The following is a 20885-nucleotide window of genomic DNA, read 5'->3' on the forward strand; positions in this document are numbered from 1 at the left end:
TGTCAATCGGATTTGGATGGATGGGTAAGAGGGCTGCGCCCACGGGAGGTCAGACGCGGCCAAAGGCAGCGATGATTGCTTGATGGGTCGGCATAGGATTCGGCAGTCCGACCCGTCTTGAACGAGCGGTTGGATGGTATCGGTACAGGAGCGCGGCTTTCAGACGGCGCTCCTGTCCGCCTGCTACACGCTCAGCATCGACATGATCAGCGAGGCACTGCTCTCGCTCGGCTGTTCGGATGTGGCGGACGACGCGCTTTGCGCGCTGGAGGTCTCCGAAGCCGAGGCGGCACGGGCACTGGAGGTGCTCGGGGTCGTCTGGGCGTTGATCGCCACGTCCGTCAGAGCCTGCAGCTGCGCGGAGGTCATGCCGTTGATCTGGGCGGGTGTGAAGGCTTCCGCCTGTGCAACGGTGAGGCCGGAAATGGCGCGCGTGCTCAAACCGGAGATCGCGCCGGTGCCGAGCGCGATGATATGTTCCGGCGTCAGCCGAACCAGATCGTCCGAGCCGAGGGCCGCCGCCTGCATGAGGCCGAAAGCGCCGACCTGCGATGTCGTGAGCATTTCGATCTGCGCCGGGGTCAGGGCGCTCACCTGGCTGTAGCCGAGGGCGGCGACCTGGCCCGTCGTCAAAGCCGCGATACTGGTCGATGTCAGGCCGGAAACGATGGTCGTGCTCAATCCCTTGATGGCGCCCAGCGAAATCGCGGCGATATCCTGCGTGGAGAAGGTCGCGAGGTGCGTCGTGGTCAGGCCGGCGAGACCGCTCTGGCTGAGGGCGGTGATCTGGCTGGTCGTGAGCGTATCCATCTGCTCGGCACTCAGCGCGCCAAGCTGCCCGCTCGTCAGCCCGGAAACGGTGCCCGTGCCGAGGCCTGCGATTTCGGTGAGAGACAGCGCGGCGATGAACGCGGTCGGGAGACCCTTTACGGCTGTCGAGCCGAGGGCGCCGATCTTGGCGGGCTTCAGCGTTGCGAGGCTGTCCGTCGTCAGGCCCGAAATGGCCTCCGAACTCAGAGCCGCGATCTGACCGGTCGACAGGACCTGCATCTGTGCAGCGCTGAGCGCTGCCGCCTGACCGCTGCTGATGCCGGCAATGCCCTTGATGCTCAAGGCGGCAAGCTGGCTATCCGAAAGACCGGCGATGCCGCTCGTTTTCAGGGCGCCGATCTGGCTGGAGGTCAGCGCGCCGACCTGTGCAAGGCTCAGGGCTTCGATCTGGCTGGAGGTGAGGGCGGCGATCTGCGTCGAGGCGAGCCCCGAAATGCCGCCCGGGCTCAGGGCCGCGATCTGCTGCTGCGTCAATGAGGAGAGCATGGCCGACGAGAGACCGGCGATGGCGGTCGAGCTGATGGCGGCGATCTCGTTTGTGGTGAAGCGGTCGATATCATCCGCGCCAAGGGCCGCCAGCTGGCGGGAATCGAGCACCGCGATCTGCGACGCCGTCAGCGCTTCGGCCTGATCGACGCTGAGAGTTGCGATCTGTGCCGTGCCGAGGCCTGCGACTGCGGATGTGCCGAGTGCGGCGATCTGGTTCATGGACAGCGATGCGATCGCCGTCGTGGAGAGGCCGGGAATGGCGAGAGAGCTGATCGCCGCAAGCTGCGCCGTCCCCAGGTTGTCCAAGGCGTCGGTACTGAGCAGGGCCAGCTGTTGCGACGAAAGCGTTCCCATCTGAACGCTCGTCAGGGCCTTGACCTGATCGATCGTGAGGATGGAGATCGCGGCCGTGGAGAGACCGGCAATCCCGCTCGTTCCCAACGCACCGATCTGGGCGGGAGACAAGAGGGTGATATCCTCGGTTCCCAGAACTGACGCCTGCCGTGAGGAGAGCGCACCAAGCTGCGCGGTCGTCAGCACTTCGATCTGGTTGCTGTTCAGCGCGGCGATCTGGTCGGTGCTGAGCCCCGCCACGCCGGAGGCGCTGAGAGCTGCGACCTGTTCTGCAGACAGCGATGCGATCGCCGTCGTTGACAGGCCGGGGATCGCCGCAGAGCCGAAGGCGGCGATATCCGCCGTCGAGAAGCCGTCGAGATCCTCATTGGCCAGCGCTGCGACCTGGGCGGAGCTGAGGGCTGCGACCTGCGTCGGCGTGAAGGCGGCCGTCTGGTCCGAGGTCAGGGCGGCGATCTGCGTGGCTGTGAAGCCCGCGACGCCGTCGGCGCTCAGAGCGGCCATCTGGCGGAGCGACAGTGCTGCGACGGCTGCTGTCCCGAGTGCGGCGACCTGCTTGGAGGTGAGTGCTGCGACCTGCGCGGTCGTCAGACCATCGACCTGGTCGCTCGAAAGGGCTGCGACCTGCGTGCTGCTCAGGCCGGCAATGCTGCCTGTGCTGAGCGCAGCGACGCCCTCGGCCGAAAGCGTTGCGATCGTCGCCGTGGACAGGCCTGCGATGGCCGAGGCGGAAATGGCAGCGATATCGGTGAGGCTGAAGCGGGCAAGCGCGCCGGTGCCGAGCGCTGCCAGCTGCCGCGAGCCAAGGGCTGCGATCTGGACGCCGTTGAGAGCTTCCGCCTGATCGGCACTCAGTGCGCCGATCTGCTGGGTGGTCAGGCCGGCAACGCCTGCGGCGCTCAGCGCGGCGATCTGCGTCGCCGTCATCGCGGCGACGTCGCTGGCGGCGAGAACGGCCACCTGCCGTGAACTCAGGGCAGCGATCTGGGTGGTGCCGAGAGCCTGCACCTGCGTGCTGCTCAGATGCGCGATCAACGAGGTGCTGAGCCCGCTGATGCCGCTGGCGCTGATGGCGGCAATCTGATCGTTCGTCAGGGCCGTGACCGCCTCGGAGGTCAGCCCGGCCATCGCGTCGGACGACAGGGCGCTGATGTTCTTGGGCAGAATGGCCTGGATGTCGGTGGAGGTCAGCACGGCCGTCTGCCGGGAGGTGAGGGCGCCCAGCTGAGCACGGGTCAGCGCTGCGATCTGGTCTGCGCTGAGGGCGTCGATCTGGCGGGAGCCGAGGGCTGCGACGGCCGCAGTGCTCAATGCTGCAATTTTGCTTGGATCGAGCGACGCGATGGTGGCGGAGGAGAGACCGACGATGGCAACCGCATCGATTGCGGCGATCTCGCGTGTCGTGAAGGTGGCGATGGCGTTGGAGGACAGGGCGGACAGCTGGGACGAGCTGAGGGCTGCGATCTGGACGCCGGTCAGGGCTTCCACCTGCCCTGTCTGCAGCGCTGCCAGCTGGCGCGTGGTCAAGCCGTGCACGCTGGATGCGCTAAGAGCGGCTATCTGGCTCGTGGAGAGCGTGGCGATCGTGGCGGTGGTGAGGCCGGCAATCGCAGCGGATGTAATGGCCGCGATATCCCTCGTCGAGAAGGTGGCCATGTCGTCCGACTGGAGCCCCGACATCTGACCCGACGTCAGGTTCCCCACCTGGGCGCTGGTCAGCGCTTCCGCCTGGTCCGTCGTCAACACGGCGATGTGCTGCGAGGTGAAGCCGGAAATCGCCGCGCTCGAAAGCGCTGCGATCTGCGCCGTCGAGAGCACGGCGACATTGGAAGTTGCGAGGGCACCGATCTGGGCCGAGCTCAAGGCTGCGACCTGCCGGGTGGAGAGGTTGACGATCTGGTCTGCGCCAAGCGCCGTGATCTGGGCGGTCGAGAGACCACTGACCGCGCTGCTGCTCAGCGACCCGATGCGCTGCGAGGAGAACGCAACGATATCCGCGGTGCTAAACCCGGCCATCTGCTGCGACGTCATCCCGCCCAGTTGCGCGGAGGTCAGCGCCGCCAGTTGCAAATCGCTGAGGGCTGCGATCTGGTCGGTCCCGAGCGCGCCGATCGCAAGCGGTGTCATGGCAGCCACTTGCTCGGTGGAGAAGACCGAAATGTTCTCGGCGAGAGCGGCCATCTGCGCCGAGGTCAGCTGTTTGACCTGCGAAGCGGAAAGGGCGGCGAGTTGCCCGGTGGAGAAAGCCGACGCCTGCAGGGTCGAGAGACCGGCGAGCGCAGCCGTCCCCAGCGCTGCGACCTGCGCGGTGGAAAGGGCCGCGACGAGATCCGTGCCGATGCCCGAGAGTGCCTGACTGCCGAGTGCGGCGATGTTTGCCCTCGGGAAGGCGGCGATATCCGCGACGTCGAGTGCGGCCATCTGCGTGACGCTCAGGGCCTTGACCTGCGCGACCGAAAGGGACGCGATCTGGCTTGCGGCCATCGCCGAGATCTGCGTGGTCGTCAGCCGCGCGATCGCAGCCGTGCTCAGGGCACCGATCTTGTCCGCGGTCAGACTTTCCATCACATCGCTACTGAGGCCGGTTATGGCTGTGGTGCTGATGGCAGCGAACTCCTCCTTGGAGAAGGTCGCGATATCATCGGCGCCGAGCGCGGCGAGCTGTGCTGCGGTCAGCACGCGAATCTGGACCGAAGACAGCGCCTCGGCCTGCGCCGTCCCGAGGGCCTCGATCTGCGCCGTCGTCAGGTTTGCGATGGCCGATGTTCCCAAGGCTGCGATCTTGGCGGTCCCAAGCGTCGCCACGACATCGGCGCTGAGGCCGGGCAGGGCGCGGCTGTTGATCGCGGCGACATTGGATACGGAAAATGCTGCGAGATCGCTCGCGTTGAGCACGGTGAAATGCTGCGCGGTCAGCCGTGCGACCTGGGTGGTGCTGAGAGACGCAAGATGGGCCGTGCTGAGGGCAGCCATTTGCGCCGTCGAGAGCACCGCCACCGAAGTCGCGCTCAGAGCAGCCACTTGTGCCGTCGAGAGTGACCCGATTTGATCGGTCGACAGTGCCGCAATCTGCGTTGTCCGCAAAGCTGCGACCTGCGCGGTCGTCAGGGCGGCCAGCTGGCTTCCTGAAAGAGCTGCAATGTTGAGGCCCGGCACCGCCGCCGTGGTCATCGCCGCGATATCGTCCGTGGAGAGGGTGGCGATAGCCTCGTCGCTCAAGCCGGAGATTTGCACGGAGGTCAGGGCGGCCATCTGCGTTGGCGACAGGACTTCGATCTGCGCCGTGCCCATCGCGGCCAGCTGTCCCTTCGTCAGCCCGGCAACCTGTGTTGTCGTCAAGGCGGCAATCTGCGCTGTCGACAGTGTTGCGGCCACGTCCGTCGTCAGTCCGGACAGGGCCAATTTGGAGATTGCCCCGATATTGTCGGTCGATAGAGAGGCGAGATCATCCGCACCGAGGGCAGAAAGCTGAGAAGCGCTCAGGGCCTTGATCTGATCGGAAGACAGCGCGGCAACCTGGCCCGTCTGCAGGGCCGCGATCTGGGCCAACGTCAGGCTGACGATGGCGCTCGTGCTCAGAGCCGCGATCTTGTCGCTCGACAGCGCGGCGAGAGTGTCCGTCTGCAAGCCTGAGATCGCCCTGTTGGTGATGGCGGTCATGTCCTCGCTGGAGAAGGTACCGATAGCCGCTGTATCGAGCGCGGCAAGCTGCGTCGCGGAGAGGGCTCGGATCTGTCCGGGTAACAGGGCCTCGACCTGCAGACTGCTCATGGCCGATAGCTGTAGGGTCGTCAGAGCGCCCGTCTGGCTGGAGGTGAACGCCGCGATCTGGCCTGTGGACAGATGACCGATGCCGTCGGTGCCCAGGCCCTTGATGGCGATCGTCGAAATGGCCGCTATGGCCGTAGACGAGAAGGAGGCCAGTGCGCTTTGCCCGAGGGCTGCAACCTGCGTCGAGTTCAGTGCCCGAACTTGCTGGGAGGTCAGCGCTCCCGTCTGTTCTGCGCTCAAGGTGCTGATTTGCAGCGTGCTGAGGCCTGCAATCGTCTGCGTTCCGAGCTTCGCGATCTGCGCCGTGGAGAGCGCCTCAAACTGCTCGGAGCCCCAACCGCTGATCTGCAATGCACTGAGAGCGGCGATCTGCGACGGGAGCAGGGCCGGGAGGTGCGCGGTCGTCAAGGCGTTGACCTGGGTGCTCGTCAGCGCGGCGACGGTGGCGGTGCTGAGCGCAGCGAGCTGTGCGTTTGAAAGTGCTGCAACGACGTCGGTCTTCAGACCTCGCACGGCCTGGCCGCTGATGGCGGCGATATCGGTGGGGGAGAAATTGGCGATATCGTCAGCATCGAGGGCGGCCAGCTGGGTCGAGCTGAAGGCTTTGACCTGCACGGGTGTAAGGGCTTCCAGCTGCGCGCCGTTCAGCGCCTCGATCTGTCGGCTGCTCAGACTGGCGATGACGCTGGTCGCGAGCGCCGCAACGTGACCGGCCGTCAGCCCGGGGATGGCGTCCGGCTGAATTCCGGAAAATGTCTGCCCCGTAACGGCCGACATCGCAGACGTCGACAATGCGGCGATCTGGCTGGACGACAGGGCGGAGACCTGCGTAGAGGTGAGGCTCTTTACCTGCGTGAAGGACAAACCGCCGATCTGGTCCGAGGTCAGGGCGGCCATCTGGTCCGTCGTCAAGGCTGCGACGGATCTCGGTGCCAGCGCTGCGATCTGAACGCTGTTGAAGGCCGCCAGCTGCCCTGTGCTCAACGTAGAAATCTGCGATGCGCCCAGAGCGGCGATCTGCGCAGGCGAGAGCGCGGAAAGCTTGTCGTTCGACAGGCCGGCAATACGCAAACCGGCGATCGACCGGATGGAGATCGCCGCGACGTCTTCGATGGAAAGAACGTCGACATCTTCCGTCTCGAGCGCCGCAAGCTGGAGCGAGCTGAGGGCGGAAACCTGTGACGAGGTGAACGATTCGACCTGATCCTTGCTCAGGGCGACGACCTGGTCGCTCGACAGGTTCGAGACGGCGCCGGTGTTCAGCGCTGAAATCTGGTCGTTCGTCAGCGAAGACAGCACCTCTGTCCGAAGCCCGCGAATGGCAGTGCCCGCGATCGCGTTCATGTCCTCCGTCGAAAAGGTCGCGAGGTCTTCCGCGCTCAGGGCGGCAATCTGGGCGCTGGTCAGCCCTCTGATCTGGGCCGGCGTCAGGGCTTCCGCCTGATCGGCCGTCAATGCACCGATCTGCGTCGTCGTCATTCCGCCGACCTGCGACGAGGACAGCGCCTCGATGCCGGTCTTGTGCAGGGCGCTGAGCTGATCGAGTGTCAGACCGACAATGGCCGCGCGGGAGATGGCGCTGAGCTGGTCGGTGCTGAGAATCTCCACGTCCTCGACGTCGAGGGCAGCGATCTGGGAGGAGGAGAGGGCCTTGATCTGCAGCGTGGAGAGGGAGCTGACATCTTCGGTCGTCCAGGCCGCAACGGCGGGTGTGGACAGGGACCGGATTTGCGTGACGCTCAGGCCGGAAGCAATTGTCGTCATGCTATCAATCCCCACACTTAACCGGCCCACTCGCGACGGGCGCCGAGCCCTGCCAACGGACAAAGCTCTCCCTCCGAACGAGCATGGGCGAACACCCCATCGATACGGCTGGTTACCGTCTTGAGTATTGCCTCTGGCTTGCATGAGCCTGAAGCGAGCAACGTGAAAGGATTGCATGCGCCTCGATATTCGCGGCGTGGTCGCGCGAAATCGACATGTCGGTAGCCGCGGAGATGGTGCCTTTCGCCATCCCGTCCGCCGCTGGCATGTTTCAGAGTAGGGAATGTAAGTTTTGCAAACTATCGGGCTTGACCGATAAGATCGACGGGTCCAGTTCAGGGAAGCGAGATCCGATCTCGACCGACGCAGAGTCGGCGCCTGCAAAGGTGCGCTGGCGCATGCCGTCGTCTACTGACGGCCGTCCGACCGCCGATGTCCCTCCCTCTCCGCCGGCAAGGCGCTCCGGAACCGATTCATGACGGAAAAACGTGTTCACCGCGGCCTCGTCGTTGCCGCGATCATGGCAAGCATGGCGATGATCGCGATCGAGGCAACCATCGTCTCGACCGCCATGCCGCAAATCGCGGCACAACTGGGCCAGCTCAACCTCTACAGCTGGGTGTTCTCCGCCTTCCTGCTGACGCAGACGGCGACGACCGTCGTGTTCGGCAAGCTTTCGGATATCTACGGTCGCAAGCCGATCGTACTCTTCGGCATCGCCGTCTTTCTCGCATCCTCGCTGCTTGCGGGCTTTGCCTGGTCCATGCCGTCGATGATCGCTTTCCGCCTGCTGCAGGGCGTTGGCGCCGGTGCGATCCAGCCGGTCGCGATGACGATCATCGGGGACCTGTTTCCCGGACGCGAACGCGGCAAGGTGCAGGGCTATCTCGCGAGTGTCTGGGCACTGTCCGCCGTCGTCGGGCCGCTGCTCGGCAGCTTCATCATTCACAGCCTGCCATGGGCCTGGGTCTTCTGGATCAACATTCCCGTCGGCATCCTCGCGGCCTTCGGCTTCATCCGCTTTCTGCACGAGGAGAAGCGGACGCGCACCGCGTCGATCGACATTCTCGGCGCAGCGCTCTTCGCCGTTTCCATCTCTGCGCTCATGGTGGCGCTGACCGAGGTGGAGGCTGCGACGCCGGTCTACACGATCGTGGCCGTGCTGGTCTTCGTCGTCAGTCTCGGTCTGTTCCTCTGGCAGGAGCGTCGTGCAGAAGCACCGATGGTCGCGCCCGATCTCTGGCTGCGCCGGCCGATCGCGGCATCGAACATCGCCATCTTCTTTGCCAGCATGGCCATCATGGGGCTGACGACGTTTCTGCCGATGTATGTGCAGACGGTGCTCGACCGTTCGCCTCTGGTGGCCGGCTTCGCGCTGACCATGCTGCTCCTCGGCTGGCCGGCCGGCGCCACGTTCGCCTCACGCATGTTCCCGCGTTTCGGGCTGCGACCGATCATGCTCGTCGCAAGCCTCCTCATCCCCATCGGGGCCTTCCTGCTCGTGCTGCTGACGCCGGAAAGCTCGCCGGCCCAGGCCGGCGCGGGGTCGCTGATCATGGGGGTTGGCATGGGCCTGCTGAACATCTGCGCGCTGGTCATCACCCAGGAGAGCGTCGGCTGGTCGCAGCGCGGCAGCGCCACGGCGTCGAACGTGTTCTCCCGCAACCTCGGCAGCACGCTGGGTGCATCCATTCTGGGTGCGGTGCTCAGCTACGGCCTTGCGCATGCCGGCGGCATCGGCGCGATTTCCCCCGAACAGCTGCGCGGACTGCTCGACGGGACAGGTGCAGCGGCGATCGATGCAGTTCCCGTCCGCATGGCTCTGCAGGCGGCGCTCCACGTCACCTTCCTGGTGATGTTCGTCATGACGGTCCTCATCGTCCCCGTCTGCCTCTGGGTGCCGAAGCGTCTCGATCAGGACCAGCCTGCGGAAGCGGTCGAAGCCAAGGCCTGACGAGGCTCGTCAGAACGCTCAGAGCGGCGAATGCAGAAAGGCCGGAACGGGAGCGTTGTCAGCTGTTTTCTTCCTGTAAAGTGCCGCCGTATCCAGCGCCTCGCGGATGGTCACGTCCATATCGAGATAGCGGTAGGTGCCGAGACGACCGACGAAGGTGACGGAGGTTTCCGCCTCCGCCCGCTCGACGTAAGACGCCAGAAGCTGCTTTTCCTCGACCAGCCGGATGGGATAGAACGGCACGTCGTCTTCACCGCAGAGGCGGGAGAATTCGCGATAGCAGACCGATCCGGCAACGCTTTCCCATGGCGAGAAGTGCTTGTGCTCGGTGATGCGGGTATAGGGAACATCCGGATCGCCGTAGTTCATCACCGCGCAGCCCTGATAGTCTCCCTCGTAGGTGAAGCGCTCGAAATCGAGCGTGCGATATCCCAGCCGGCCGAATTCATAGTTGAAGTAGCCATCGAGCGGGCCGGAATAGAAGACGTGATCATAGGCATCGTTCTGCGACTTGTCGAAGCGCGTACCGAGGTGGACCGTGATGCCGGGATGATCGAGAATGCCCGCCACCATGTCCGTGTAGCCATTCTCGGGCATGCCCTGGAAACGGTGGAAGAAGTAGTTGTCGTCGTAGTTGAAGCGCACCGGCAGGCGCTTGAGGATGGACGCCGGCAGCTGCGTCGGCGAGCAGCCCCACTGCTTTTCGGTGTAGCCCTTGAAGAACGCCTCGTAGAGTTCGCGGCCGACGAAACGCAGTGCCTGCTCCTCGAACGTCTGCGGATCTGCGATGGTCTTGTCGGCCTTCTCCTCGATGAAGGCCCGGGCCTCGTCGGGCCGGAAGGTCTTGCCGAAGAACTGATTGATCGTGTGCAGGTTCACCGGCAGCGAGAAGACCTGCTCGTCCACCGTCGTCTTCACGCGGTTCTTATAGGGCATGAAGGTCTGGAAGCGGTTGACGTAGTTCCAGACCTCTTCGTCATCCGTATGGAAGATGTGCGGTCCGTAGATGTGGACCATCACGCCGGTATCGGCATCCCGCTCGCTGTAGCAATTGCCGGCGATGTGGTCGCGGACGTCGAAGATTTCGACGCTATAGCCTGCAAGCGCTAGTTCACGCCCGATGACGGCACCCGAAAGGCCGGCGCCGACCACCGCAATTTTCCCGTTCCCGCCCATGTCGCTTCCTCGTCTTTTATCGTACTTGACCCATGCCGGTCCGACACGGATATGTCGTTACGTCAGGGCATTTGAACCCCTGTCCAACGGAATTGCTCTAGGCCGCCGCAAGGTTGGTGCGCATCAGCGCGTCGTAGCCGTCGATCAGTCGCTCGAGCGCCAGGCCGTTTTCCTGCGGCCCGAAGCTCAAGTGGCTCACCGTGAAGTCGGAATAGATGGCCGTCGGGCGGTTCAGGTAGTTGGGCAGATCGACCGTCAGCGCATATTCGTCGTCGCACTTCGGCAGAGCCATATGGACGAGGTCCTTGCCGAGCCAGGCGATGAAATTGATCGACTGGCGCTCGTGCCAGTCGATGACGGGGCTCGGCAGGGGTAGCGACTTCTCGGTCTTGCCGAGGAAGTAGTCGTGCAGCCGCGTGGCGCGTTCTGCGCTCTGCCACAGGCTGCCGCCGAAGCCGCCAGGCGGGCGCTCGAACTGGCCGAGCGTGGCAGGCAGGGAGCCCGCTTCCTGCTGCCAGTAGGCGCAGACGCCATTGTTGACCACATTCGCCGACACGATGAAGTAATGCGGATTGTCGCGACGAAACGCGATGAACTTACTGAGATTATCGAGATCGAGATAGACGACGTCGTCGTCGCACTTCAGGAAGACGGCGTCCGTGAACGCGCTGAGGCGCTTGGTGTAATAGCTGTAGGCCTGCCAGTAGGGCGTGCTCTCGTTCTCGTTGCCGACATAGCGGCGAACCGGGCTCTGGACGTCGCAGAGCTCGAGGTCGGAGCCCCAGCCGCCGCGAACCATGATCGACGCCCCACCCGGCAGCTGAATGTCGGGCCAGGTGCCGACCATCACGCCGTTGACGTGGAGGGTCGGAACGCCTGTTTCATCCAGGTTCAGAACGACGTGATTGGCCAGACCCGGCGACAGAACGCCGGGTGTCGAGCGGGTCCAGATCAGCGGATGCGTGTCGCGCGAGAAGCTGGTGAGATCGGCCTCGGTGATGCGGCGAAGGGCGGAGTGGGTGTTGTTCCAGCCGCCGATGACGAGTTCGTAGGCATCGCTCGTCTTGTCGTTCGGAACGATCGCGATGTGCAGGTCGCTCTGGATCTTTGCCGTAGTGCGGAACGACGAGAGACGGCTGACCGAGCCCTTATGCTGGTAGGAGGCGTTCGGGCCCATGAAGCGTACCGGACCGAATTCCTTCGTGACCCAGGCGCGATCCTCGGCCGAACGGGTGAAATCCCAGATATGCCATTCGTCGATGATCCCGGCTTCCAGCGCTTTCCTTATATACTGGGTCAGGATCTCCATCCGCTGCTGGCGGCCGGCAAAAGTGACCAAAATCACGGGGTTCATGTCGTCCTGCCCTCTCGTCGATGTCGTCGTTCGTCTGGTTGCGGCGAAGTGCCGGAAGGTCTCGCTTACCGTCGCCTGCGTCTGCCCCCCGGCAGCACGCTGGATCAGTCGGTATCGGTCCAGAAGCGGGTGTCCCGGGCGATCGGCGCATAAGCGTGCCGCTGCGCGAGTTCCTGGCGGTAACGCTCCCGGTAGCTCGCGTCAGTCTCGAATTCGACCGGGTCGGACAGGAAATCGACGCCGACCTCGTAGTAGATGTCGAGATTGTCGAGGCGCGGCACGGGGATCTCGCCGCGCTCGCCTTCGCCCTGCATCTGCCAGTACAGTTCCTCGAGACGGCGCACCAGCGCCGGGATGTCGCGCAGCGCGCAGGTCTCCCGCTGCGCCTGCAGCGAACGGCGCACGGCCAGCAGGCTCTCCGGGTCGCGGGCATAGGCAATCGCCTTGGCGACATAGGCATCCGGCGTTTCGCAGATCATTTCGGGAATGCCGGCTGCGGACAGGATGCTGCTGCAGAAGCGGGACGCGAAGCCCTTGCCGCGAAGCGTCAGGACCGGCAGGCCCATGGTCACGGCGTCGGCCGCCGTGGAATGCGCACCGTAGGGGAACGTGTCGAGGAAGAGATCGGCTACGCCGATGCGGGCGAGGTGGAAGGCGTTGGGAGCCTTGGGCGCGAAGATGAGGCGATCCGGCTCGACGCCATGGTCGATCGCCAGCTGCCGAAGCCGCTGGTTGACGGGCTCCGAGGCACCGAGCAGCCAGAGCACGCTGCCGGGAACGGCGGCAAGGATGGCCATCCAGCGCGTGAAGCAGGCAGCGGTCGTCTTCTGCGAGCCATTGAAACAGGCAAACACGAAGGCATCTTCCGGCAGGCCGGCCTCTTCGCGTGTCGGCTTGGCCGCAATCTTGCGCTTCCGGTCGACCGGCTGGTTGCAGGGAATGCGCAGGACCTTTTCGGTGTAGTAAAGTTCGTTTTCCGGCGGGATGATCTGTTCGTCGGCGATGATATATTGATGAACCGGGCTCGCCATCGTTCCGGGATAGCCACAGAAGTTCACGATCACAGGCGCCGGGCGATAGGCGAAGATCTTGGTGCGCGCGTGTTTGGTGTAGCCGTTGACGTCCACGAGGATGTCGATCTCGTCGGCGAGAATCTGCTTGGCGGCATCGAGATCGCTGAGCGCGGCGATGTCATGCCAGTGATCGACGGCCGTCTGAATACGGGTCTGGGTGGCGTCGTTGGTACGCGGCTCGCCGCAATAGTAGGCGAAGACCTCGACGCGCGTCTTGTCGTGCAGCTCCAGCACTTCGCTGAGCGCGAAGCCGACGGCATGGTCGCGGAGGTCCGAGGAGACGTAGCCGATCCGCAGGCGTTCCGTCGTGCCGGCCTTTTTGGCAGGCGCCGGGCGCAGCATGTCGCGGGCATTGATACGGCCGACGAGATGCTTGTTGTAGCGATAGGCCTTTGCCATCTGGAAGATGGGGTCGTCTGTGTAGCAGGCGAGGGGCAGCGGCGAAAAGGCTTCAAGCAGCTGCCGGTTCGTCACATATTCCGACGTGGTGACGATCGGCCACTTGCACTGGTGCTGGCGCGTCGACAGCCAATGCTGCGCCGCCTCGGTGCGGTCCGGACGAAGCTCGATCGCCTGCCACAGGATGGCTTCGGCATCCTCAAGCAGGCCAACACCTTCCATGACGCGGCCGATATGCTGGAGCGCCATCAGGCGATAGCCGATCTTTTCCGGCGTGATATCCTGCGTCGCGGCGACATATTGCTGCCACTGCTGCACGGCCTGGGCGTTCAGACCGCTGTCCTCGAAGGTGCGGCCGAGATTGATGCGCGCCTGGCCCATCAGCGGCGAAATCTTGAGGCTGGCCTGGAGCGCGTTGATGGCGCCGGGCATATCGTCCAGACCCCGCAACGTGACCGAGTAGTTGAAGTAGGCGAGATGCAGGACCGGGCTGTTGTCGTTGAATGCGATCCAGGTACTGTAGAGCTTTGCGGCCGCGGCCTTCTGGTTGCTCGCGTTCAGCTCCTCGGCGATCTGGAAGAGCTCCAGAAGGGAGAGTTGCTGTTGGCGTGCACGTTCCAGGGCGGCGGCAAGCATCGATTGGTGTGCTGAGGCAAAGGTATTATGAATAACCATGGACATCACATTGATCGTGGGCCTGACGGCCGCATTGCGGAGACGGTACTGCCTCGACCCTTAGCGGCGTTGCCTTGCCTTGAGCTTGCGGCCGCAGCGCACAACGACGCGGAAGCAGCTTAACCGGCCGAATGTTCTTGCTTGTCGGGCACGTGTCGGAAGACGTACCTGTATCGGCTTGAAAGGCGCCACCTCCGCGCAAGTTACCCGATGTAACGAGGGAACGGACGTTTAAACTATTTCTTTAGGTTGCGTTTTAACCGAAAATTAGAAGGTGACGCGATACAAATTGGGACGTGGACAGATCGGTATCCCCTTTCGTGGGATACGGGGGCGTCCGCAGGGGAATTCACAGACTTCGAATTTATTGATACTTCCAGGTGTGGGAAGCAGAGTCTCTAACTCTGCATGCATGATGCCGCCCCCACGTCAGGCTCTTATGAGCCATGTTCCAGATATTCTTTCCGCTCGAATGAGCGCCACCCTGTGCCTTGCCCGATGGAGCAGGCAGCAGCCATGGCGATCGTTTGAAGATGCCCGGCGCATCATAGGCTCTGTGACGCGAGGCTACGCCTTCCGCCGCAGGCATCGGAGAGGAAAGAATATTAATCCTTGAACGATGAAGGCGCGCACCCATGACCTCGATTGTATCTTCTCTCAGCGTTAAACAGATTCAGTCTCTCAATACCTCCACGATCGCGTCGTTCACGACCAGCGATGTCGGTGCTCTGACTTCGCTGCAGATTGCTGCATTTTCCTCTAATCAGATTGCGGCTTTCGCTACGGAAGACCTGGCAGCGTTCAACTCGACACAGCTTCGCGCGGTTTCCGCTGCAGCTGTAACGGGTCTGACGGCCGGGCAGCTCGCCGTTCTCGACAGCAGCAAGCTTGCAACGCTGGTGTCCAGCCAGGTCGCGGCATTGTCATCCGCTCAGGTTGCCTCTCTTTCCTCCGGCCAGCTCGACGGTCTGACGACGGCTCAGCTCGGCGCACTGAGCGCCGGCGCACTTGCCGGCTTTGCAACCGAGGACATGGCGACCATCTCGTCGACGGAAATCTCGGCCCTCAGCGCACGGTCGATTGCAACGCTCTCCACCTCGAACTTCGCGGCTCTGACCTCCACGCAGCTGAGCGGCCTGACGACGGCACAGGCCGGCGCACTCGGCACAGCCCAGATCAAGGTGCTCTCGACGGCCCAGATCGACGGTCTCACGACAGCACAGGTCAAGGTTCTGACGGCGACCCAGGTCGGCGCTCTCTCCACGGACGGTCTGGCTTCGCTCTCGACCGATCAGGTCGCAGCCCTGAGCACGATCGTGATCGCCTCCCTGTCCTCCACGCAGATCGGCGCTCTGAGCAGCGTGCAGCTCGGTGCCTTCGACACCAAGCAGCTGGCTGCCCTGCAGCCTGCAGCCGCTGCCGGCCTTGAAACGGCCGACATGGCGGCGATCTCGTCGACGGCAATCTCCGCCCTCAGCGGCAGGGTTCTTTCGAACCTCTCGACGGCGAACATCGCGGCCCTGACCTCCACGCAGCTCGGGGGTCTGACGACCGCACAGGCCGGCGCTCTCGGCACGGCCCAGATCAAGGTGCTTTCGACGGCCCAGATCGACGGCTTGACGACGGCGCAGGTCAAGGTCCTGACAGCGGTACAGGTCGGCGCTCTCTCGACCGATGGCCTGGCCTCGCTCTCGACCGATCAGGTCGCGGTGCTGAGCACGGCGGCGGTCGCCGCACTGTCCTCCACGCAGCTCGGTGCTCTGAGCAGCGTGCAGCTCGGTGCTTTCGATACCAAGCAGCTTGCGGCCCTGTCGGCTGCAGCCGTGGCCGGCCTCGAAACAGCCGACATGGCAACGATCTCGTCGACGGAAATCTCGGCTCTCAGCGCCAATGTTTTGTCGAAGCTCTCGACGGACAACATCGCAGCCCTAACGTCCACGCAGCTCGGCGGTCTCACGACCGCACAGGCCGGTGCGCTCAGCACGGCGCAGATCAAGGTGCTCTCGACGGCCCAGATCGACGGTCTGACGACGGCGCAGGTCAAGGTTCTGACGGCGGCCCAGGTCGGCGCGCTCACCACGGATGGTGTCGCCTCGCTCTCGACCGATCAGGTCGCAGCGCTGGACGTCAAGACGATCGCTGCTCTTTCGACCGCCCAGCTGAGCGCCATGAGCTCCGCCCAGATCGGCGCGCTCAATGCTGCACAGATCGCGGAACTCGGTTCGGAAGATCTGGCGGTCCTCGCATCCGAAGATCTCGCGGCCTTCTCGACCAGCGAGATCGCCGTGCTCAGCGCAAAGGCCATCACCGGCCTGTCGTCGAGCGTGATTGCAACGCTTGCCACCGACAAGGTCGCAGCACTCAGCTCGGCCGCCGTTGGCGCGCTGAACTCCACCCAGATCGCTGCGCTGACGACGGCCCAGATCGGTGCCCTTGATACCAAGCAGCTGGCAGCCCTGACGTCCACGGCCGTTGCCGGCCTGGAAACCGCCGACATCGCGGCTATCTCCTCGACCGAGATTTCCGCCCTCAACACCAAGACGCTCGCCAGCCTTTCCACGGCGAACTTCGCTGCCCTGGCATCCACCCAGCTGGCCGGCCTGACGACGGCACAGGCCGGCGCCTTGACCGCTGCCCAGATGCGCACCCTGAGCACCGCCCAGATCGACGGCCTGACAACGGCGCAGGTCAAGGTCCTGACGGTGGCCCAGGTTGGCGCTCTGACAACGGACGGCCTGGCTTCGCTCTCGACCGATCAGGTCGCAGTGCTGAGCACGGCCGTGGTCGCCGCGCTGTCCTCGACACAGATCGGCGCTCTGACCAGCGTGCAGATCGGTGCCTTCGATACCAAGCAGCTTGCAGCCCTATCGGCTACAGCCGTCGCCGGCCTCGAAACGGCCGACATGGCAACGATCTCGTCAACGGAAATCTCGGCTCTCAGCGCCAATGTGTTGTCGAAGCTCTCGACGGACAACATCGCGGCCCTGACGTCCACGCAGCTCGGTGGTCTGACGACCGCACAGGCCGGCGCTCTCGGTACGGCCCAGATCAAGGTGCTCTCGACGGCACAGATCGACGGCCTCACGACGGCACAGGTCAAGGTCCTGACGGCGGTACAGGTGGGTGCTTTCTCCACGGATGGTCTGGCCTCTCTCTCGACCGATCAGGTCGCAGTGCTGAGCACCGCGGCAATCGCCTCCCTGTCCTCCACGCAGATCGGTGCACTGAGCAGCGTGCAGCTCGATGCCTTCGACACCAAGCAGCTGGCGGCCCTGTCGGCCGCAGCCGTCGCCGGCCTTGAAACCGCCGACATGGCAACGATCTCTTCGACGGAAATCTCGGCCCTCAGCGCCAAGGTTCTGTCGAGCCTCTCCACGACCACCTTCGCGGCTCTGACCTCCACACAGCTCGGCGGTCTGACGACGGCACAGGCCGGTGCGCTCGGCACGGCTCAGATCAAGGTGCTTTCGACGGCCCAGATCGACGGCCTGACGACGGCGCAGGTCAAGGTTTTGACGGCGGTACAGGTCGGTGCTCTGACGACCGATGGCTTGGCCTCGCTCTCGACCGATCAGGTCGCAGCCCTGAACACGGCGGCCATTGCCTCCCTGACCTCGACGCAGATCGGCGCTCTGAGCAGCGTGCAGATCGGTGCTTTCGATACCAAGCAGCTTGCGGCCCTGTCGCCTGCGGCCATCGCCGGCCTCGAAACGGCCGACATGGCGACGATCTCGTCGACGGAAATTTCGGCTCTCAACGCCAGAGTTCTGTCGAACCTCTCGACGGCGAACATCGCAGCCCTGACCTCCACCCAGCTCGGCGGTCTGACGACGGCACAGGCTGGTGCGCTCGGCACAGCCCAGATCAAGGTGCTTTCGACGGCACAGATCGACGGCCTCACGACGGCGCAGGTCAAGGTTCTGACGGCAGCACAGGTCGGCGCTCTCTCCACGGACGGTCTGGCTTCGCTCTCGACCGATCAGGTCGCAGCCCTGAGCACGACCGCGATCGCCGCCCTGTCCTCGACCCAGATCGGCGCTCTGAGCAGCGTGCAGCTCGATGCCTTCGACACCAAGCAGCTGGCTGCCCTGCAGCCCGCAGCCGTCGCCGGCCTTGAAACGGCCGACATGGCGGCGATCTCGTCGACGGAAATCTCGGCTCTCAACGTCAGGGTTCTGTCGAACCTCTCGACGGCAAACATCGCGGCCCTGACCTCCACGCAGCTCGGCGGTCTGACGACGGTTCAGGCCGGCGCTCTCGGCACAGCCCAGATCAAGGTGCTCTCGACGGCTCAGATCGACGGTCTGACGACGGCGCAGGTCAAGGTTCTTACAGCGGCTCAGGTCGGTGCTCTCACCACGGACGGTCTGGCCTCGCTCTCGACCGATCAGGTCGCAGCCCTGAACACGGCCGTAATCGCCTCGCTGACTTCGACGCAGCTCGGTGCTCTGAGCAGCGTGCAGCTCGGTGCTTTCGATACCAAGCAGCTTGCGGCCCTGTCGGCTGCAGCCGTGGCCGGCCTCGAAACAGCCGACATGGCAACGATCTCGTCGACGGAAATCTCGGCTCTCAGCGCCAATGTTTTGTCGAAGCTCTCGACGGACAACATCGCAGCCCTGACGTCCACGCAGCTCGGCGGTCTCACGACCGCACAGGCCGGTGCGCTCAGCACGGCGCAGATCAAGGTGCTCTCGACGGCCCAGATCGACGGTCTGACGACGGCGCAGGTCAAGGTTCTGACGGCGGCCCAGGTCGGCGCGCTCACCACGGATGGTGTCGCCTCGCTCTCGACCGATCAGGTCGCAGCGCTGGACGTCAAGACGATCGCTGCTCTTTCGACCGCCCAGCTGAGCGCCATGAGCTCCGCCCAGATCGGCGCGCTCAATGCTGCACAGATCGCGGAACTCGGTTCGGAAGATCTGGCGGTCCTCGCATCCGAAGATCTCGCGGCCTTCTCGACCAGCGAGATCGCCGTGCTCAGCGCAAAGGCCATCACCGGCCTGTCGTCGAGCGTGATTGCAACGCTTGCCACCGACAAGGTCGCAGCACTCAGCTCGGCCGCCGTGGGCGCGCTGAACTCCACCCAGATCGCTGCACTGACGACGGCCCAGATCGGTGCCCTCGATACCAAGCAGCTGGCAGCCCTGACGTCCACGGCCGTTGCCGGCCTGGAAACCGCTGACATCGCGGCCATCTCCTCGACCGAGATCTCCGCCCTCAACACCAAGACGCTCGCCAGCCTGTCCACGGCGAACTTCGCTGCCCTGGCGTCCACCCAGCTGGCCGGCCTGACGACGGCACAGGCCGGCGCCTTGACCGCTGCCCAGATGCGCACCCTGAGCACCGCCCAGATCGACGGCCTGACAACGGCACAGGTCAAGGTCCTGACGGTGGCACAGGTTGGCGCTCTGACAACGGATGGTCTTGCTTCGCTCTCGACCGATCAGGTCGCAGTGCTGAGCACGGCCGTGGTCGCCGCGCTGTCCTCGACACAGATCGGCGCTCTGACCAGCGTGCAGATCGGTGCCTTCGACACCAAGCAGCTGGCGGCGCTTTCGCCGGCAGCCGTCGCCGGCCTTGAAACGGCCGACATGGCAACGATCTCGTCGACGGAAATCTCGGCCCTCAACGCTAATGTGTTGTCGAAGCTCTCGACGGACAACATCGCGGCCCTGACGTCCACGCAGCTCGGTGGTCTGACGACCGCACAGGCTGGCGCTCTCGGTACGGCCCAGATCAAGGTGCTCTCGACGGCCCAGATCGACGGCTTGACGACGGCGCAGGTCAAGGTCCTGACGGCGGTACAGGTCGGTGCCCTGACAACGGATGGTCTGGCTTCGCTCTCGACCGATCAGGTCGCAGTGTTGAGCACGGCCGTGGTCGCCGCGCTGTCCTCCACGCAGATCGGCGCTCTGACCAGCGTGCAGCTCGATGCCTTCGATACCAAGCAGCTGGCGGCCCTGTCGCCGGCAGCCGCAGCCGGCCTCGAAACGGCAGACATGGCAACGATCTCGTCGACGGAAATCTCGGCTCTCAACGCGAAGGTGTTGTCGAACCTCTCGACGGCGAACATCGCGGCCCTGACCTCCACCCAGCTCGGCGGTCTGACGACGGCACAGGCCGGTGCCCTCGGTACGGCCCAGATCAAGGTGCTTTCGACGGCCCAGATCGACGGCCTGACGACGGCGGCGGTCAAGGTCCTGACGGCGGCTCAGGTCGGCGCCCTGACAACGGATGGTCTGGCTTCACTCTCCACCGATCAGGTCGCAGCCCTGAACACGGCGGCGATCGCCTCCCTCTCCTCCACGCAGATCGGCGCTCTGAGCAGCGTGCAGCTCGATGCCTTCGATACCAAGCAGCTGGCGGCGCTTTCGTCGGCAGCGGCTGCAGGCCTTGAAACCGTCGACATGGCAACGATCTCATCGACGGAAATCTCGGCTCTCAGCGCCAGGGTGTTGTCGAGCCTCTCGACGGCGAACATCGCGGCCCTGACGTCTACCCAGTTGAGCGGTCTGACGACGGCACAGGCCAGCGCTCTCGGCACGGCTCAGATCAAGGTGCTTTCGACGGCCCAGATCGACGGCCTCACGACGGCGCAGGTCAAGGTTCTGACGGCGGCACAGGTCGGCGCTCTGACGACCGACGGTCTGGCCTCGCTCTCGACCGATCAGGTCGCAGCCCTGGGTACCGGCGCTGTTGCCGCGCTCTCGACCGCGCAGCTGGATGCCATGTCGTCCGACCAGATCGGTGCGCTGACAGCTACCCAGGTGTCTGTGCTTGGCTCGGCAGCGATCGCTGCTCTGTCCTCGCAGGACCTCCTGGCCTTCTCGACGAGCGATATCGCTGCCATCAACCTCCGGGCACTGGCAGGGCTCTCGACGGCGGATATCGGCAACCTGTCGACCACGCAGGTACGGGCCTTCACGACGACCCAGGTCGCCGCGTTCGACACGGAGCAGATGAACGCTATCGTCATCGCCTACCAGCAGATCTAAAACACATACCGCCATTCGGGCTTGTCCCGGATGGCGGTGATCCTTCCAAT

General features: G+C 64.3%; 6 protein-coding genes. 2 read left to right on the forward strand and 4 right to left on the reverse strand.

What is annotated here, in order from left to right:
• Positions 1-183: 183 nt before the first annotated feature.
• On the reverse strand, positions 184-7209 hold the full coding sequence (locus G8E10_RS06850) for a beta strand repeat-containing protein (protein ID WP_110801243.1): 7026 nt from the start codon (positions 7207-7209) through the stop codon (positions 184-186).
• Positions 7210-7684: 475 nt separating this feature from the next.
• On the opposite strand from G8E10_RS06850, the gene G8E10_RS06855 reads away from it, so the two are divergent.
• Complete coding sequence (locus tag G8E10_RS06855; RefSeq protein ID WP_110802968.1) at positions 7685-9163, forward strand: MDR family MFS transporter; 1479 nt, start codon at positions 7685-7687, stop codon at positions 9161-9163.
• A gap of 18 nt (positions 9164-9181) precedes the next feature.
• Here G8E10_RS06855 and glf read toward each other — a convergent pair whose 3' ends face one another.
• The 3 genes from glf to G8E10_RS06870 all read right to left on the reverse strand — a co-directional run bounded on the left by glf (position 9182) and on the right by G8E10_RS06870 (position 13840).
• The gene (gene glf / locus G8E10_RS06860) at positions 9182-10339 is read right to left on the reverse strand and encodes a UDP-galactopyranose mutase (RefSeq protein WP_110802969.1); all 1158 of its coding nucleotides are present in this window, start codon (positions 10337-10339) and stop codon (positions 9182-9184) included.
• 97 nt (positions 10340-10436) lie between these two features.
• Positions 10437-11693 (reverse strand): DUF6250 domain-containing protein, encoded by a 1257-nt coding sequence (locus G8E10_RS06865; RefSeq protein WP_110802970.1) that lies wholly within the window; start codon positions 11691-11693, stop codon positions 10437-10439.
• 104 nt (positions 11694-11797) lie between these two features.
• Positions 11798-13840 carry an O-linked N-acetylglucosamine transferase, SPINDLY family protein gene (locus tag G8E10_RS06870; protein ID WP_110802976.1) on the reverse strand — a complete coding sequence of 681 codons (2043 nt, stop codon included), beginning with the start codon at positions 13838-13840 and terminating at the stop codon, positions 11798-11800.
• 635 nt (positions 13841-14475) lie between these two features.
• Between G8E10_RS06870 and G8E10_RS06875 the strand changes: the two genes are divergently transcribed.
• Positions 14476-20835 carry a hypothetical protein gene (locus G8E10_RS06875; RefSeq protein ID WP_167128112.1) on the forward strand — a complete coding sequence of 2120 codons (6360 nt, stop codon included), beginning with the start codon at positions 14476-14478 and terminating at the stop codon, positions 20833-20835.
• Positions 20836-20885 lie beyond the last annotated feature (50 nt).

Origin of the sequence: Ferranicluibacter rubi (assembly GCF_011603255.1) — a bacterium.
GTDB lineage: Bacteria > Pseudomonadota > Alphaproteobacteria > Rhizobiales > Rhizobiaceae > Ferranicluibacter > Ferranicluibacter rubi.

Coding starts and splice junctions, on each gene's coding strand:
- G8E10_RS06850 (WP_110801243.1), bottom strand. CDS start 7,209: ATGACGACAATTGCTTCCGGCCTGAGCGTCACGCAAATCCGGTCCCTG.
- G8E10_RS06855 (WP_110802968.1), top strand. CDS start 7,685: ATGACGGAAAAACGTGTTCACCGCGGCCTCGTCGTTGCCGCGATCATG.
- glf (WP_110802969.1), bottom strand. CDS start 10,339: ATGGGCGGGAACGGGAAAATTGCGGTGGTCGGCGCCGGCCTTTCGGGT.
- G8E10_RS06865 (WP_110802970.1), bottom strand. CDS start 11,693: ATGAACCCCGTGATTTTGGTCACTTTTGCCGGCCGCCAGCAGCGGATG.
- G8E10_RS06870 (WP_110802976.1), bottom strand. CDS start 13,840: ATGGTTATTCATAATACCTTTGCCTCAGCACACCAATCGATGCTTGCC.
- G8E10_RS06875 (WP_167128112.1), top strand. CDS start 14,476: ATGACCTCGATTGTATCTTCTCTCAGCGTTAAACAGATTCAGTCTCTC.